Annotated in this window: 15 protein-coding genes; 9 read left to right on the top strand and 6 right to left on the bottom strand. The window is 73.5% G+C overall.

The features are described from left to right. Positions 1 to 35: 35 nt before the first annotated feature. Complete coding sequence (locus DER29_RS10535; protein WP_121399132.1) at positions 36 to 1,019, bottom strand: hypothetical protein; 984 nt, start codon at positions 1,017 to 1,019, stop codon at positions 36 to 38. Continuing rightward, positions 1,016 to 1,633, bottom strand: coding sequence for a hypothetical protein (locus DER29_RS10530; protein ID WP_370040058.1), 618 nt, complete (start codon positions 1,631 to 1,633; stop codon positions 1,016 to 1,018). Before DER29_RS10530 ends, DER29_RS10535 begins: the two co-directional genes overlap by 4 nt. Positions 1,634 to 2,184: 551 nt before the next feature. On the opposite strand from DER29_RS10530, the gene DER29_RS10525 reads away from it, so the two are divergent. Then, positions 2,185 to 2,943: an A24 family peptidase gene (locus tag DER29_RS10525; protein WP_233600042.1), complete on the top strand. Its 759-nt coding sequence runs from the start codon at positions 2,185 to 2,187 to the stop codon at positions 2,941 to 2,943. A gap of 60 nt (positions 2,944 to 3,003) precedes the next feature. On the opposite strand, the gene DER29_RS10520 is transcribed toward DER29_RS10525, so the two are convergent. Beyond that, positions 3,004 to 3,642 (bottom strand): phosphatase PAP2 family protein, encoded by a 639-nt coding sequence (locus DER29_RS10520; protein ID WP_121397182.1) that lies wholly within the window; start codon positions 3,640 to 3,642, stop codon positions 3,004 to 3,006. Between the two features lie 262 nt (positions 3,643 to 3,904). Here DER29_RS10520 and DER29_RS10515 point away from each other — a divergent pair, with 262 nt between their 5' ends. Both DER29_RS10515 and DER29_RS10510 read left to right on the top strand, forming a co-directional pair. Then, complete coding sequence (locus tag DER29_RS10515; protein ID WP_121399131.1) at positions 3,905 to 6,220, top strand: glycoside hydrolase family 65 protein; 2,316 nt, start codon at positions 3,905 to 3,907, stop codon at positions 6,218 to 6,220. Positions 6,221 to 6,252: 32 nt separating this feature from the next. After that, the gene (locus DER29_RS10510) at positions 6,253 to 6,744 is read left to right on the top strand and encodes a GNAT family N-acetyltransferase (RefSeq protein WP_121397181.1); all 492 of its coding nucleotides are present in this window, start codon (positions 6,253 to 6,255) and stop codon (positions 6,742 to 6,744) included. On the opposite strand, the gene DER29_RS10505 is transcribed toward DER29_RS10510, so the two are convergent. Both DER29_RS10505 and DER29_RS10500 read right to left on the bottom strand, forming a co-directional pair. Beyond that, on the bottom strand, positions 6,688 to 7,194 hold the full coding sequence (locus tag DER29_RS10505; RefSeq protein WP_121397180.1) for a hypothetical protein: 507 nt from the start codon (positions 7,192 to 7,194) through the stop codon (positions 6,688 to 6,690). The genes DER29_RS10510 and DER29_RS10505 overlap by 57 nt on opposite strands. A gap of 122 nt (positions 7,195 to 7,316) precedes the next feature. Next, positions 7,317 to 7,934, bottom strand: coding sequence for a TetR/AcrR family transcriptional regulator (locus DER29_RS10500; RefSeq protein WP_121397179.1), 618 nt, complete (start codon positions 7,932 to 7,934; stop codon positions 7,317 to 7,319). Between the two features lie 119 nt (positions 7,935 to 8,053). Here DER29_RS10500 and DER29_RS10495 point away from each other — a divergent pair, with 119 nt between their 5' ends. The 4 genes from DER29_RS10495 (at position 8,054) to DER29_RS10480 (ending at position 11,893) form a co-directional block, all read left to right on the top strand. Further along, positions 8,054 to 8,920 carry an SDR family oxidoreductase gene (locus tag DER29_RS10495; protein WP_121397178.1) on the top strand — a complete coding sequence of 289 codons (867 nt, stop codon included), beginning with the start codon at positions 8,054 to 8,056 and terminating at the stop codon, positions 8,918 to 8,920. A 142-nt stretch (positions 8,921 to 9,062) separates the two neighbouring features. Next, on the top strand, positions 9,063 to 10,562 hold the full coding sequence (locus DER29_RS10490) for a SulP family inorganic anion transporter (protein ID WP_121397177.1): 1,500 nt from the start codon (positions 9,063 to 9,065) through the stop codon (positions 10,560 to 10,562). Further along, on the top strand, positions 10,562 to 11,038 hold the full coding sequence (locus DER29_RS10485) for a MerR family transcriptional regulator (RefSeq protein ID WP_121397176.1): 477 nt from the start codon (positions 10,562 to 10,564) through the stop codon (positions 11,036 to 11,038). The genes DER29_RS10490 and DER29_RS10485 overlap by 1 nt, the downstream gene beginning before the upstream one ends. 177 nt (positions 11,039 to 11,215) lie before the next feature. Next, complete coding sequence (locus tag DER29_RS10480; RefSeq protein ID WP_121397175.1) at positions 11,216 to 11,893, top strand: hypothetical protein; 678 nt, start codon at positions 11,216 to 11,218, stop codon at positions 11,891 to 11,893. Positions 11,894 to 12,011: 118 nt separating this feature from the next. Here the strand turns inward: DER29_RS10480 and DER29_RS10475 are convergent, their stop codons facing one another. Further along, on the bottom strand, positions 12,012 to 12,728 hold the full coding sequence (locus tag DER29_RS10475; protein ID WP_121397174.1) for a TetR/AcrR family transcriptional regulator: 717 nt from the start codon (positions 12,726 to 12,728) through the stop codon (positions 12,012 to 12,014). Between the two features lie 104 nt (positions 12,729 to 12,832). Between DER29_RS10475 and DER29_RS10470 the strand changes: the two genes are divergently transcribed. Both DER29_RS10470 and DER29_RS10465 read left to right on the top strand, forming a co-directional pair. After that, entirely contained in the window at positions 12,833 to 13,816 is a 984-nt protein-coding gene (locus tag DER29_RS10470; protein WP_121397173.1) for an NAD(P)-dependent alcohol dehydrogenase, read from the top strand. A 164-nt stretch (positions 13,817 to 13,980) separates the two neighbouring features. Next, the gene (locus DER29_RS10465; protein WP_121397172.1) at positions 13,981 to 14,445 is read left to right on the top strand and encodes a DIP1984 family protein; all 465 of its coding nucleotides are present in this window, start codon (positions 13,981 to 13,983) and stop codon (positions 14,443 to 14,445) included. Positions 14,446 to 14,586: the final 141 nt, after the last annotated feature.

The raw sequence follows: 14,586 nt of genomic DNA, 5'->3' as shown, positions 1-14,586 counted from the left end.
CTGCGGGGCTCGCAAGACCGGCTCACTCCTCGCGCTCACTGGGCCACCACCTGTAGCTCGTTGATCCGGACCGGGACCGTTCCCGTGGTCCGGTTGACCGGGATGACGCCGCTCTGGCCGCCGCCCGCCCAGGTGACCGTCCAGTAGGTCGTGGCCCGCACCCGGTAGTCGCCGGCCTTCGGGTAGCCCTGGTAGCCGCAGTCGGGGGAGGGGCGGCCGGCGAGCGGGCCGTCGGCCCGGTACGGCGTACCGGCGCCGGAGCAGGTGACCTTGCGGCCGTTGCCCATGTTCCAGACGATCCGGTCGAACTTGGCCTCGATCCGTACGGTCAGGCCCCGCTCGCTCTCCGACGCCTCCTGGGTCGGCCCGAAGTACTTCCGGTCGTCGTTGCGGCCCCACATCCAGACCGGCAGCCCGACCAGTCCGGGACCGTTGCTGCGGCGGGGGGCGACCGCGATCCGGGGCGCCGCGATGGTGATCTTCGCCAGCGCCCGCCGGGCGAGTTCCTCCGGGTCGGGCGGCGCGCCGAAGCCAGGCGGCGGGGCGTCGCGCAGGACGGTGGTCTGGGAGCCGAGGTCGCCGCCGTTACAGGTGCGCACGTACCACTGCTGGCCCTCGGGGGCCTCCGGCTGCGGTTCGGCGAGCTTGTAGTAGCAGCCGTCGCCGTTGTTGAACCAGCCGAGCACGCTGTCGTAGCACTTGACGGTGCGGCCGTTCCACTGGCACCTGGCGCTGCCGCCCCCGCCGCCCGGGTCACCGCCCCCGCCGTCGTCCCCGCCGCCGCCGGGATCGCCCGGGGCGCCGGGATCGTCGTCCCAGACGCTGCAGTCGCTCTGCCCCGGCGGGCACTCCGCGCCGGGGTCCGCGCGTTGCGCGGCGATCGCGGGCACGGCCGCCCCGAGCGCCAGCAGCAGGGCCAGGCCGACGCCCGCGAGCGACCGGCGGGCCGTCCCGCTCCGGCCGCCACCGTCGGCGGTACGGACGAAGTCCGGCCCGGTGGCCCGTCCCGCCCGCGTCAGCACGGCAGGTCCTCGTGGGCGGCGCCGGCGCTGATCAGCCAGCGACCGTCCGGGAAGCGGGTGGCGGTGGCGGTGGCCAGGTGCCGCGTTCCGCCGGTGCCGGGCACGACCCGCTTGTCCCTGGCGTAGACCAGCCGGTAGCCGGTGGCGTCCAGGCAGTCCTGGATCTCCACCGTGGGCGGGCTCGAATCCAGGCTCACCGAGGTCACGGTGGGGTCGGAGACCAACGTGCCGGTACGCATCGCGCCGTGCTCCTTCGCCTTGCGGATGGTCAGCCGGACCCGGGTCAGCAGCGGGTCGGCGAGGAACCGGGACAGCTCCGGATGGTGGGGGTCGCCGCGCCCGCTCGCCTTGCGGGAGGCGGCGAGATATCCGGCGTACGCGGCCAGCGCCGCCTTCTTCGCCGCCTGTTCGTCGGCGGCCCGGTGGGTGGGGGCGGGAGCGTCCCCGGCGGTCGCCGCCCGGGGGGCCGTTCCGGGCTCGGCGCCGCAGGCCGGGGCCGCGCCGAGCGCCGCGATGGCGAGCAGGCAGGTTGCCCATCGGCTGAACCGCCGTCCGCGCACGTCGTGCCTCCTCGGTGGCCGCCCGGGGCCGGCATGGCGGCCTCCGGGCATGCGACGGCGCGACCGGATGGGGCCATCCGGTCCTGTCGATAAGCGCCGATGCATTTGCCGTTGCTGATCTCTGCAAAAGCGATGTCCCGCGTCGTCCCGTCTTTTCGCTTTGGGTTGCACCACACCCAAGGGGCGAGCATAGGCTGACGCTCGCCGATGCAACAGAGGCAATTCATCTGGATACTGTGAGTGATGACAGGTGGTGGCGGCGGGTGGTGTCGGCTGGTGCGGACGGGTCGGGCGGCGCGGATCGGTGGGGCGGCGGCGTGGGAAGCGCGCGCGGTCGGGGAGGTGTCGTCGCGGTGGCGGGCGGTTGTCCCGGACGTGGCGTCTGGTCCGATCCGTCCCCCGCGCCGACGCATCGACATTTCGCCAAGATGGGATTCCCGCCTATGTGGACGCGCCATTTCCGCGCGCTGTGCCGCGCTTCATGGGGCAGGGGTGCGGGCCGTTCCGCCCGTTACCGGCCGACAGTCGACGCACTACCCAGCGTGGTCGCCGCCGGCGCCGGCCTCCGGGGGGCGATCGTGGCGCTGACCGGGCCGCCGGCCGTGGCGGAGCCGACCGCACCGAAGGCCGCCGCGCGCGGGGCTCGGCTGCTGGCCGTGCTCGCGCTCGCCCCGGCGCTCCGGCTCGCCGTGATCCGGCACGCCGTACCGCCGGGGGTGGCGACCCGGACCGGGTGCGACGCGTGCGGCGCCCCGGTCGGGCTGGCCCGGCCCTGGCCGGCGCTGGGCCCCACGGCGCGGTGCGGGCGGTGCGGGGCGCGCGTCGGCCCGCCGCCCGGCACGGTGGAACTCGCCGTCGCGGCGGCCGTCGGGGCGCTGGTGCTGCTCGGGCCGCCCGCCACCGTGCTGGCCGCCACGGCCTGGTGGCTGGGCTGGGCGGTCCCGCTGGTCTTCGTCGACGCGGCTGTGCGCCGGCTGCCGGACCGGCTCACCCTGCCCGCCGCGGCCGGCACCTGGCTGCTGCTGGGGCTGGCCGCCCTGGCCGGGGCCGGTCCGGCACCCTGGCTGCGCGCCACCGCCGCCGGCGTCGCGCTGGCGCTTTTCTTCGCCACCACCACGTTGCTGCTCGGCCGGCGCGGCTTCGGCCTCGGCGACGCCAAGCTGGCGCTCGGCGTCGGCGCGCTGCTGGGCTGGTACGGCTGGGCGGCGCTGGTCGCCGGGCTGGCGTTCGCCCTGCTGCTGTCCGGGCTGGTCGGCGTCGCGCTGCTGGCCGCCCGCCGGGTCGGCTGGCGCAGCCACCTCCCCTTCGGCCCGTTCCTCGTCCTCGGCACCCTCGCCGCCCTGGCCGTCCTCCTCACCTGACCCGGGCGGCCTCCCGTTCAGGCCCCCGGCCCGGGCCGGTTCCGCCGTTCCCGCGAGCGGTCAGCGGCGGGACGTCGGGGTGGCCGGGTCGCGGACGGGGCGCTCGGCCTGGCGGGCGCGGCGGTGCAGCAGCCCGGCGGCGGGGCGGGCGAACAGCGGGGTGAGCAGCGCGGCGAACAGGGCGCCGAGCAGAACGCCGGCGATAACGTCGTGCGGGTAGTGCACGCCGACGAAGGTGCGGGAGAACGCGGCCAGCGCCGCCAGCGGCAGCGCCACCAGGCCGACCCGGCGGGACAGCAGCAGCGTCGCCACCGCCAGGCCGCCCGCGATCGTGGAGTGGTTGCTGGGGAACGACCAGTCGCCCGTCGGCGGGCACTCGCCGGCGATGATGGCGAGCTCGGTGGCGAGCGCCCGGCAGGGGCGTTCCTGGTCCACCACCGTCTTCAACAACTCGCTGCACCCGTACGCGAGCACCACCGGCGCCGGCGACACCAGGGCGTACGCGCGGTCGCGCGGCCCGCCCCCGAGCCGGGACACGGCCGCGATCAGCCACAGCGCGCCGAGCAGCAGGATCGCGCCCTCGGTGAAGTGCTCGGCGAACCACTGCACCGGCTGCGGGGTGTCGGCGGCGAAGTCGACGATGTCCTGGTACCACTCGACACTGATCTTCGGAACATCCGGCGTGTCCACATCAACCATGTTTCACCTCACCGATCGTTCATACCTCGTTTAGCTCCCAGACAACCCTGGAATACCTGGAAGTCGGGCGCAGTGTGCATTGGTCGGGGGACGACCCCGACTTTCGTCTCAGCGACCTCTCAGCCCCATCTGCTTCGATTGACCCGGTACGTCGGACTTCCCTGGAGGCGCTGTGCACGACACCCCCATCGCCGATCGGCCGCCGACCGGGCAGGTCACGGGGGACGACGAGGCCTGGCGGATCCGGCGTACGGAGGCGGACATGGACCGCCTCGCCGAGACCGAGTCGATCTTCGCGTTGGGCAACGGCTGGGTCGGCTGGCGCGGCACCCTGGACGAGGGCACGCCCTACGGCATGCCCGGCACCTACCTCAACGGCTTCCACGAGCGGCGGGAGCTCGACTATCCCGAGGACGGGTACGCCTTCCCGCAGTTCAGCGACACGGTGATCAGCGCGCCGAACGCGGCCCTGATCCGCCTCTGGGTCGGCGGCGAGCCGCTGGACGTGCGCACCGGCACGCTGCGCACCCACGAGCGGGTGCTCGACCTGCGGGCCGGGGTGGTCGAGCGGCACACCGAGTGGATCTCGCCGGCCGGGCACGGCGTACGCGTCCGCAGCGTCCGGCTGGTCTCCCTGCCCCGGCGTCCGGTGGCCGCCGTGCGGTGGTCCGTCGAGCCGTTGAACGGCACGGTCGAGGTTCGGGTCTGCGCCGACCTGCTCGCCAACGAGCGGGTGCCCGAGCGCGCCGACGACCCCCGCGCCGCCTCCGTCATCACCGACCCGCTGACCGCCGAGTACCGGCACTCCGACGGGCACGACGGCGTCCTCGTCCACCGCACCGGGCAGAGCGGGCAGCGGGTCGCCGTCGCCGTCGCGCACGAGGTGCAGGCGCCGGACGGCTTCGCCCCCGGCGTCGACTGCACCGCGGACCGGCTACGCCTCACGCTGACCGGGACGCTGCGCGCCGGCGAGCGGCTCCAGCTGACCAAGTTCGCCGCGTACGAGTGCACCCCGGTGGACGCCATGCCCCCGGAGGAACTGGCCCGCCTGGTCGTCGCGGAGGCCGACGCGGCCCGCGCGGAGGGCTTCGACACCCTGCTGGCCGGCCAGCGCGCGGCGCTGGACGTCGCCTGGCAGACCGCCGACGTGCAGCTCGACGGCGACGCCGAACTCCAGCAGGCCATCCGGTTCTCGGTGTTCCACCTGCTCCAGGCGGGCCGGGCGGACGGCGACCGGACCATTCCCGCCAAGGGCCTGACCGGCAACGGCTACGACGGGCACGTGCTCTGGGACACGGAGGGCTACGTCCTGCCCGTGCTGACCTACCTCGACCCGCCGCTGGCCCGCTCGGCGCTGCGCTGGCGGCACGCCCACCTGCCGGAGGCCCGCGAGCGCGCGGCGGAGCTGCGGCTGCCCGGGGCGACCTTCCCGTGGCGGACCCTCGGCGGGCGGGAGTGCTCCGGCTACTGGCCGGCCGGCACGGCCGGGCTGCACCTCAACGCCGACATCGCCGACGCGGTGCTGCGCTACGTCGCCGCCACGGGCGACGAGGAGTTCCTCGCCGGGCCGGGGCTGGAACTGCTGGTCGAGACGGCCCGGCTCTGGCACGGCTTCGGCCACTGGTCCGACACCGGCACCTTCCACCTGCACGGCGTGACCGGCCCCGACGAGTACAGCGCCCTGGTCGACGACAACGTCTTCACCAACCTGATGGCCCGGCGCAACCTGCGCGGGGCCGCCGACGCCGCCGAGCGGCACCCCGGGGCGGCGGGCCGGCTCGGGGTCGACCCGGCCGAGGTGTCGGCCTGGCGCGCCGCGGCGGACGCCGTCTTCGTCCCGTACGACCGCAAGCGCGGGGTGCACCAGCAGTCGGCCGGCTTCACCGAGCAGCCGGAGTGGGACTTCGCCGACACCTCCGACGACGACTACCCGCTGCTGCTGCACTTCCCCTACCTGGAGCTGTACCGCAGGCAGGTGGTCAAGCAGGCCGACCTGGTGCTCGCCATGCAGCGCTGCCCGGGGGAGTTCACGGCCGACGAGAAGGCCCGCAACTTCGCCTACTACGAGGCGCGGACCGTCCGGGACTCGTCGCTGTCGGCCTCCCCGCAGGCGGTGCTCGCCGCCGAGGTCGGCCACCTCGACCTGGCGTACGACCTGTTCGCCGAGTCGGTGCTCCAGGACCTGGCGGACCTCGGCGACAAGACCGGCGACGGGCTGCACCTGGCGTCGCTGGGCGGGGCGTGGCTGGCCCTGGTGCAGGGCTTCGGCGGGCTGCGCGACGACCGGGGGGTGCTCTCCTTCGACCCCCGGCTGCCGGCGGCGATCGACCGGCTCGCCTTCAGCCTGCGCTGGCACGGCCACCGGCTGCGGGTCACCCTGACCTCCGACGAGGCCCGCTACGAGCTGCCGGACGCCGCCCCGGGGACCGGCATCGAGGTGTGGCACCACGGCGAGCCGCTCCGGGTCACCGGGGCCGGGCCGGTCACCCGGCCGATGCCCGAGGTGCCCGACCCGGGGCCGGAGCCGCCCTCCCCGCCCGGCCGCCGCCCCGCCCGCCGCTCCGCCGGCGACCGCTGAGGCGTAGGGGCGCGGCTCGGTAGGGTGGCGCGGTGTCCGATCTCCAGCGGCTCGCCGCCCACCACGCCGCCGCGCTGCTGCGCTTCGAGCGGGAGAACCGGGAGTGGTTCGCGCGGTCGGTGCCGGACCGGGGCGACGCGTACTTCGCCGACTTCGCCGCGCGGCACGCGGGGCTGCTCGCCGAGCAGGAGACCGGCACCTGCCACTTCCACGTCCTGGTCGAGCCGGACGGGACGGTGCTGGGCCGGTTCAACCTGGTCGACGCCGCCGACGGCGAGGCCGAGCTGGGCTACCGGGTGGCCGAGCGGGCCGCCGGGCGCGGGGTGGCGACCGACGGCGTCCGCCGCGTCGCCGCGTTGGCCCGCCGGGTGTACGGGCTGCGCCGGCTGACCGCCGGGACCACCCTGGACAACGCGGGCTCGCTCGCGGTGCTCCGGCGCACCGGGTTCACGCCGGTGGGCGAGGTGTCACTCGACGGGCGCCCCGGGCTGCGGTTCGCCCGAGAGCTGACGGCCGACGACTGACGCGCCGGACATCCGCTGTCGGACGGTCTCCAACGCCTCGAAGGCGTACGCCCAGTTGTGGCACTTGAAGCTGCGCAGCCCCTCGATCGCGGTGCGGCAGTCGGTGCAGCGCACCCCGGCGATCGCGTCCGGGACCTCGGTGTTGACGTACCTGCGGTCGCCGAGGATGACCGTCGCGATCATCATCCGGTCGTGTACGCCGGAGAGGGCGGAGGAGACGATGTCGTACCAGTTCACCCGTCGGCCGCACTTGGGGCAGTCCGGCTCGTCGCCGCTGACCCAGAGCGGGGCGCCGATGCTGCGCAGCGGCATGCCGAGCAGCTTCTCGATCCGCCGTACGTCGGACTCCGGGGTCGTCCACCGGTGCCTGCCGGGCAGCGAGGCGGGCGAGTCGTAGACGGCCCGGAACAGGACCGGGTCGACCTCCACGGTCTCGCGCTGACTGGTCATCGGCGTGCCTCCTCCACGGTCGGCGCCCGCACCGTCGACGCGGGTGGGGCGGGTACGACCGGATCAACGACGACCGGGGGTCAGGTGTTGTCCGCCCGGTGACGCGGGACGGGCCGCCGGGCCTACGGTTCGTGCCGCCGCAGGCCGCGCAGCGCCGTGTCCACCACCTGGTCGGCGTACTCGTGGGTCAGCGGGCCGGTGCGCTGGAGCCACCGGTTGAGCACCGGTCCGAAGATCAGGTCGACGGCCACGTCGAGATCGACGTCCCCGGCGAGCTGCCCCGCGCGCCGGGCGGCGCGCAGGCGCTCCTTCTTCAGTTCCCGCATGGGCCCGTCCAGCCGCTGCGCGTAGTCGGCGGCCAGGGCGGGGTCGTGGACGATCTCGGTGTGCAGGGCGCGCATGGGCAGGTCGTAGCGCGGGTCGTTCAGCTCGTCGACGATGGCCCGCAGGACCAGCTTCAGGTCGGCGGCCAGGTCGCCCGTGTCGGGCAGGGCTCCGCCCCGACCGTCCTGCCCGCCGTCGGTCGTGAGTGCGAGGAAGGCGTCGAACAGCAGGGCGCCCTTGGAGGGCCACCAGCGGTAGATCGTCTGCTTGCCGACGCCGGCGGCGGCGGCGATGCCCTCGATGCTGAGCTTCGCGTAGCCCACCTCGCCGACGAGGTCGAAGGCGGCGGCGAGGATGGCGCGGCGTGCCGTCTCGCTGCGACGGCTGGAGTCGGGGGCGACCTTCTGCGTGGGCACGGGCCCAATCTAGCAAGAAGATGAGACGAGACGGTCCGTCTTGACAGCGGGGCCCGATCGGGTATGGTCACTCGCGTCAACAAGACGAGACGGTCCGTCTCGTCAGCGAAGGAGTCCTCATGCAAGCCTCAGCCACCGCCGTACCGCGGGTCTGGTTCATCACCGGGGCCAGCCGTGGCCTCGGTCGCGCCTTCGCCGAGGCCGCGCTCGCCGCCGGCGACCGGGTCGTCGGCGCGGCCCGGGACGTCTCGCCGCTCGACGACCTCGCCGCCCGGCATCCCGACCGCCTGCTGGCGCTGCGCCTCGACGTCACGGACCGCGCGGCGGTCTTCGACGTCGTCGCCCACGCGGTACGGCACTTCGGCCGGCTCGACGTCGTCGTGAACAACGCCGGGGCGCTCTTCATGGGCATGGTCGAGGAGTTCACCGAGGCCGAGGCCCGCGCCCAACTGGACCTCAACTTCTTCGGCGCGCTCTGGGTCAGCCAGGCCGTCCTGCCGCAGTTGCGCGCCCAGGGCGGCGGGCACGTCGTGCAGATCTCCAGCATCGGCGCCCTCGGCGGCTTTCCCAGCACGGGGCTCTACAGCGCGAGCAAGTTCGCGCTGGAGGGCATGAGCGAGGCGCTGGCCGCCGAGGCCGCAGGATTCGGCGTCAAGGTCACCATCGTCCAGCCGGGCGGCTACTGGACGGACCTCTACACCAGCAGCACGGCGGCCACCCCCAAGCCCGCCTACGACCCGCTGCGGGAGGAGTTGGCGCGGCAGTGGGCGGAGGGGTCGATCGACAGCGAACCCCGGCTGGCCGCCGAGGCGCTGATGAAGCTCGTCGCCAGCGACGACCCGCCGCTGCGGCTGCTGCTGGGCAGCATGGTCTACGACCTCGCCTTCGACATCTCGAAGCGACGCATGGACGTCTGGGCCGGCTGGGAAGAGGTGAGCCGCGCCGCCGAGAAGGCGGTCCCGGCCCCAGGCACCGAGCCGAGCTGACCGGACGGGGGCTCGCCGGGGTACGCCCGCCCGCGACGGTCGTGACGATCGCCACGCGGACGGGAACTCTTCCGTCACGGAAGAGTAGGGTCCGCTGGGTCGCCGCGCCGGGCGAGCCCGTCCTCCCAGTGGAAATGGCCGTATGTCGTCTGTGCTGTCCGCGGCCTCCCGTCCGCGCCTGCCCCGCCCGTCCTGGCTCTCGCCGAAGGTGTTCCGCACCGAGGTCCTCGCCGGCCTGGTCGTCGCCCTGGCGCTGATCCCGGAGGCGATCTCCTTCTCGATCCTGGCCGGGGTCGATCCCAGGGTGGGCCTCTTCGCCTCGTTCACGATGGCGGTGACGATCGCGATCTGCGGCGGGCGGCCGGCGATGATCTCCGCCGCCACCGGCGCGGTCGCCCTGGTCGTGGCGCCCCTCGCGAAGGAACACGGCCTCGATCACCTCGTCGCGGCCGTGATCCTCGGCGGCGCGATCCAGATCCTGCTGGCGGTGCTCGGGGTGGCGAAGCTGATGCGGTTCATCCCGCGCAGCGTGATGGTCGGCTTCGTCAACGCCCTGGCCATCCTGATCTTCGTCGCCCAGGTGCCGCACCTGCTCGGAGTGCCGTGGCTGGTCTACCCGCTCGTGGCGGTCGCGCTGGCGATCATGGTGGGGCTGCCCCGGCTCACCCGAGCCGTCCCGGCGCCGCTGGTCGCCATCGTGGTGCTGACCGTGGTCACCGTGACCACCCACGCGGCGGTGCCGACCGTGGGCGACGAGGGGGCGTTGCCGGACAGCCTGCCCACGCTCGGCCTGCCGCAGATCCCCTGGACCATGGACACCCTGACCCTGATCGCCCCGTACGCACTGGGCATCGCGCTGGTCGGGCTGATGGAGTCGCTGATGACCGCGAAGCTGGTCGACGACATCACCGACACCCCCTCGAGCAAGACCCGGGAGTCGTGGGGGCAGGGCGTGGCGAACATCGTCACCGGGTTCTTCGGCGGCATGGGCGGCTGCGCGATGATCGGCCAGACGATGATCAACGTGAAGGCGTCCGGCGCCCGTACGCGGCTGTCGACCTTCCTGGCCGGCGTCTTCCTGCTGATCCTGGTGGTCGCGCTCGGCGACGTGGTCGCGGTGATCCCGATGGCCGCCCTGGTCGCCGTCATGGTCATCGTCGCGGTGTCGACGTTCGACTGGCACTCGGTCGCCCCGGCCACGCTCCGGCGGATGCCGTACGGCGAGACGATCGTCATGGTGACCACCGTCGTCACCACCCTGGCCACCCACAACCTCGCCGTCGGCGTCGTCGTCGGCGTGCTCACCGCGATGGTCGTCTTCGCCCGCCGGGTCGCCCACCTGGTGGAGGTGACCAGCGTCCTCGACCCCGAGGGGACGACCCGGATCTACTCGGTGCACGGCGAGCTCTTCTTCGCCTCCAGCAACGACCTGGTCGGGCGGTTCGACTACGCGAACGACCCCGACAGCGTGGTCATCGACATGACGCACGCGCACGTGTGGGACGCCTCCTCCGTCGCCGCCCTCGACGCCGTCACCACCAAGTACGCCGCCCGCGGCAAGACCGTGGAGATCGTCGAGCTGAACCGCCCCAGCGCCCACATCCACGGCACCCTCGCCGGCCGGCTCGGCGTCGGCCACTGATGGCCGGCGACCGTACGGCCGAACCGGAGCCCGTCCCCGGCCCGGGCGCGGCGCCGGTGCGCGCCCCCGGCGCCGGCGCCGGGCGGCGGATGCAGATCGGCGAGGTTGCCGAGCGGATCGGGTTGAGCATCCGCACCATCCGGCACTACGAGGACGTCGGCCTGATCGTCCCGTCGGCCCGCAGCGACGGCGGCTTCCGCCTCTACACCACACCCGACCTCGACCGGCTCGCCGTGGTCAAGCGGATGAAGCCCCTCGGCTTCGCCCTCGACGAGATGCGCGACCTGCTCGCCGTCCTCGACGCCCTCGACACGGCCGGGGGCGCCGAGCGGGCCGCCCTGCTCGACCGGCTCGGCATGTTCCACACCGCCGCCACCGCACGCGTCGGCGCGCTGCGCGACCAGCTCGCCATGGCCGAGGACTTCGCCGGCACGCTCCGCGACAGGCTCGACCAGCACGGCGATCCGTCCACCTGAACCGGTAGCCGGCCCGGGCGGCGGGAGTGGTGACGAGGGACCGTTCCCGGTCCGGCTCCCGTGCTTCTCGATCCGGGTGGCCCTCCCCGCTCCACTGGGGACCGTCCGCCAACCGCTGGCTGCCGGCCGTGGCGGAGGCGCACTACGCTCCGGGCCACACAAGGAGAGGGAAGATCAATGCGTAGGACCCTGCTGCCCGTCGCGGCACTCGCCCTGGTGGCGGCGCTGAGCGGATGCGTCACGATCAACACGCCGGCGGACGACCCGGACCCGGCTGCCTCGGCGCAGCCGACAGGCAGCACCGTCAGCGTGAACGACGAGACAGCGGACCCGGACGACCCGGCGCCCTCGGCCGTACCCGACACGTCCGGAGCGCCCGCCACGCTCCGGGCCCTCACCTGCGCGCAGCTCAAGACCGCCGTCCTCGGTAACGGATCCGAGCGGTACAACGGCTACCCGGAACCGATCCCGCTGGTCGACGGCATGTGGTCCGGGGAGGACGGCACCGTCGTCCACATTCAACAGCCGTGCGCCATCGGCGACCTGACCGGCGACGACGCGGCCGACGCGCTGGTCCCGGTGCTGATGGACGGCGGCGGGACCGGCAAGTTCTGGCAGATTGTGATGTACGGCAACATCGACGGTAAGCCCGTCTACGTCACCATGGTCGACATCGGCGACCGTACGCCCGTCGAGTCGGTCTCGATCAAGTCGCGCCGGGCGACGGTGGTCTACCTGACCCGCCCCGAGGACGCGTCCTCGGCGGAGGTCGCCGTGCGGCGTACGGCCGTCTACGAACTCAGCGGCAGCCGGCTCGTCGAGATCAGCCACACGGACGCGCCGTACACCCCCTGAGCGGTCATCCCCGCGCTGTGGGCGCCGGGCCGGTCGGATCGGCGACACTCGTCGCCGGCCCGGCCGGCCGCGCTACAGGTACTGCCCGGTTGCTGCTGTTCGTACGGCGGGTCGGGTCTCAGCGGGGTCGGTGCGACGACGTCCAGTCCTGCTGTCGCAGCCGTTCGATGCCGTCCAGCAGCAGGTCCAGCGCGAACTCGAACTCGAACTGGTCGTCGCAGCCCTGTCCCACGACCGACGCGTCGTCGTGGGACGCGGCCGTGGAGATCTCCGCGAGGTGCGGGAACCGGGCCGCGACCTCTGGTGGGAAGGCCTGCGGCGGTTCTGAGCTGGCCGTGCCGGAGCGGCCGGCGCGCCGAGAGGCGTCGAACAGCTCCTGACTGAAGCCCAGGATCCGGCTGCCCATCGCGTGCATCACGTGGTGGGTGAGGTCGGCGGAGAACCCGCCGGCCCGGAACGTCCCGACCATCGAGTCGAGGTACGCGAGGACGGCCGGCGTCGCCATGTTCCGCGACTCGATCGCGAGCGGCGCCCAGGGGTGGCGCCGCAGCACCTGCCGCGCCGAGAGGATGCGGCTGCGTACCGCGTGCTTCCAGTCGGCCTCGGGCACCGGCGGGTCGATCTCGCCGACGACGACGTCGATCATGCCGTCGAGCAGTTCGTCCTTGTTGGCCACGTGCTTGTAGAGGGCCATCGGCACGACGCCCAGATCCTGGGCGAGGTTGCGCATGCTGAGGGACTCGATCCCGGCCTCGTCGGCGAGCGCGACGGCGGCGCGCAGGATCCGGTCCCTGCTCAGCGGCATCCGGCGCAGCGTCTCAGCCTGCTCAGCCATCGCGGTCCTCGTCTTCTGGCGGCGGTTGAAACCATAACCGCCTTGACCGGTGTACGCCGTACACCTACATTTGGTGTACGGCGTACACCGAGAGGGAGGGAAAAATGAAGGCGATAGTCCAGGACCGGTACGGCCCGCCGGAGACGCTCACGCTCGCGGACGTCGACGTGCCGGTGCCCGCCGCCGACGAGGTGCTCGTGCGGGTCGAGGCTGCCGCGCTCAACGCGTACGACTGGCATGCCATGCGTGGCGATCCGCGGATGGCGCGGTTGGCGATGGGCCGGACGCGGCCCCGCGCGCGCATCCGTGGCCGCGACTTCGCCGGCCGGGTCGAGGCCGTCGGCAGCCACGTTCGACAGGTGCGCCCGGGTGACGCCGTCTTCGGCGACCTCGGCGACGCCAACGGCGCGTTCGCCGAGTACGTGTGCGTGCCCGCGACCCTGGTCGCGCCGAAGCCGGCGAACCTGACACCGCAGCAGGCGGCCGCCCTGCCGCTGGCCGGTGTCACCGCGCTCATGGGGCTGCGCGACGTCGGGCGGGTCGAGCCCGGCCACCGCGTCCTCGTCAACGGCGCCTCCGGCGGCGTGGGCACCCTGGCCGTCCAACTGGCCAAGGCGCTCGGCGCGACCGTGACCGGAGTGTGCAGCACCCGCAACGTCGACCTGGTCCGCTCCCTCGGCGCCGACCACGTCGTCGACTACACCCGCGACGACTTCACCCGCGACGCCCGCCGCCACGACGTCGTGTTCGACCTGGTCGGCAACCGCTCGCTCACCGCGCTCCGGCGGGCGCTGGCCCCCACCGGGACGCTGGTGCTCTCCGGCGGCGGCGTGTACGGCGGCGGCAGGCTCGTCGGACCGGTCTGGCTCCTCGCGCGCGGACGGCTGCTGGCGCCCTTCGTCCGCCAGCGCATCGTCACCCTCACCGCGGCGCCCAGCCGGCAGCACCTCGACACGCTCCGCGCCCACGCCGAGGCCGGCCGCCTCACCCCGGTCATCGACCGGACCTACCCGCTGCGCGAGGTGCCCCAGGCCATCCGGTACCTCGAAGGTGAACACGCGCGGGCGAAGGTGGTCATCACCCTGTGAAACCTGCGGTGTCGTTACCGGCGTCGATCTTCCCCACACTGAACGGTGGTCGCCGCTTCTGTGTGGCGGACCGGCGTCATGGTCGAGAGCCGTCGACGGCCGCATCGGCAGGGCCGGAGAGAATTGAGGAGCGGTGATGATCTTCGCTGGCCATACTGTTGCCCATGAAGCTTGCTGAGGCACTTGCGCTGCGTGCGGATGCGGCGCGTCGCGCCGAACAACTCCGTGCCCGCATCGCTGCCAGCGCCCGCTACCAGGAGGGTGAGGCGCCCGCCGAGGACGCCTCGGCTCTCCTCGTCGAGGCGGGCGAGGTGCTCGGCGAGCTGGAGTCGCTGATCCGGCGGATCAACCGCACCAACGCCGCCACGGTGGTGGAGGGTGGCACGCTCACCGACGCGCTCGCGCGCCGCGACGTGCTCCGCATGCGGCACAGCGTGGTCACCTCCGCGGCGGACGCCGCAGCCGGCGAGGGCCAGCGCGGGTACCGGCAGCTGCGGTCGGAGCTGAAGATGGTCCCGGCGCTGCCGGTGGCGGAGTTGCGCAGGCGGGCCGACGACCTCGCCCGGCAGGTGCGCGAGGTCGACACGCTGATCCAGCGGACGAACTGGGAGGTCGACCTGCTGGACTGACGAGTTGCGGAGCAGGTAGCCGACGTGGAGGCGTGCACGAACCCGAGAGCCGGCGGGTAATCCGACTCACTCCTGGTGCGCCAAGGGCAGGCGCGGGGGTTCGATTCCCCGACACACATCGCACGCCCAGCACGGAACACA

Origin of the sequence: Micromonospora sp. M71_S20, assembly GCF_003664255.1 — a bacterium.
GTDB lineage: Bacteria > Actinomycetota > Actinomycetes > Mycobacteriales > Micromonosporaceae > Micromonospora.
The sequence above is the reverse complement of the archived record's forward strand: the minus strand, read 5'-3'. Positions and strand labels throughout refer to the sequence as shown.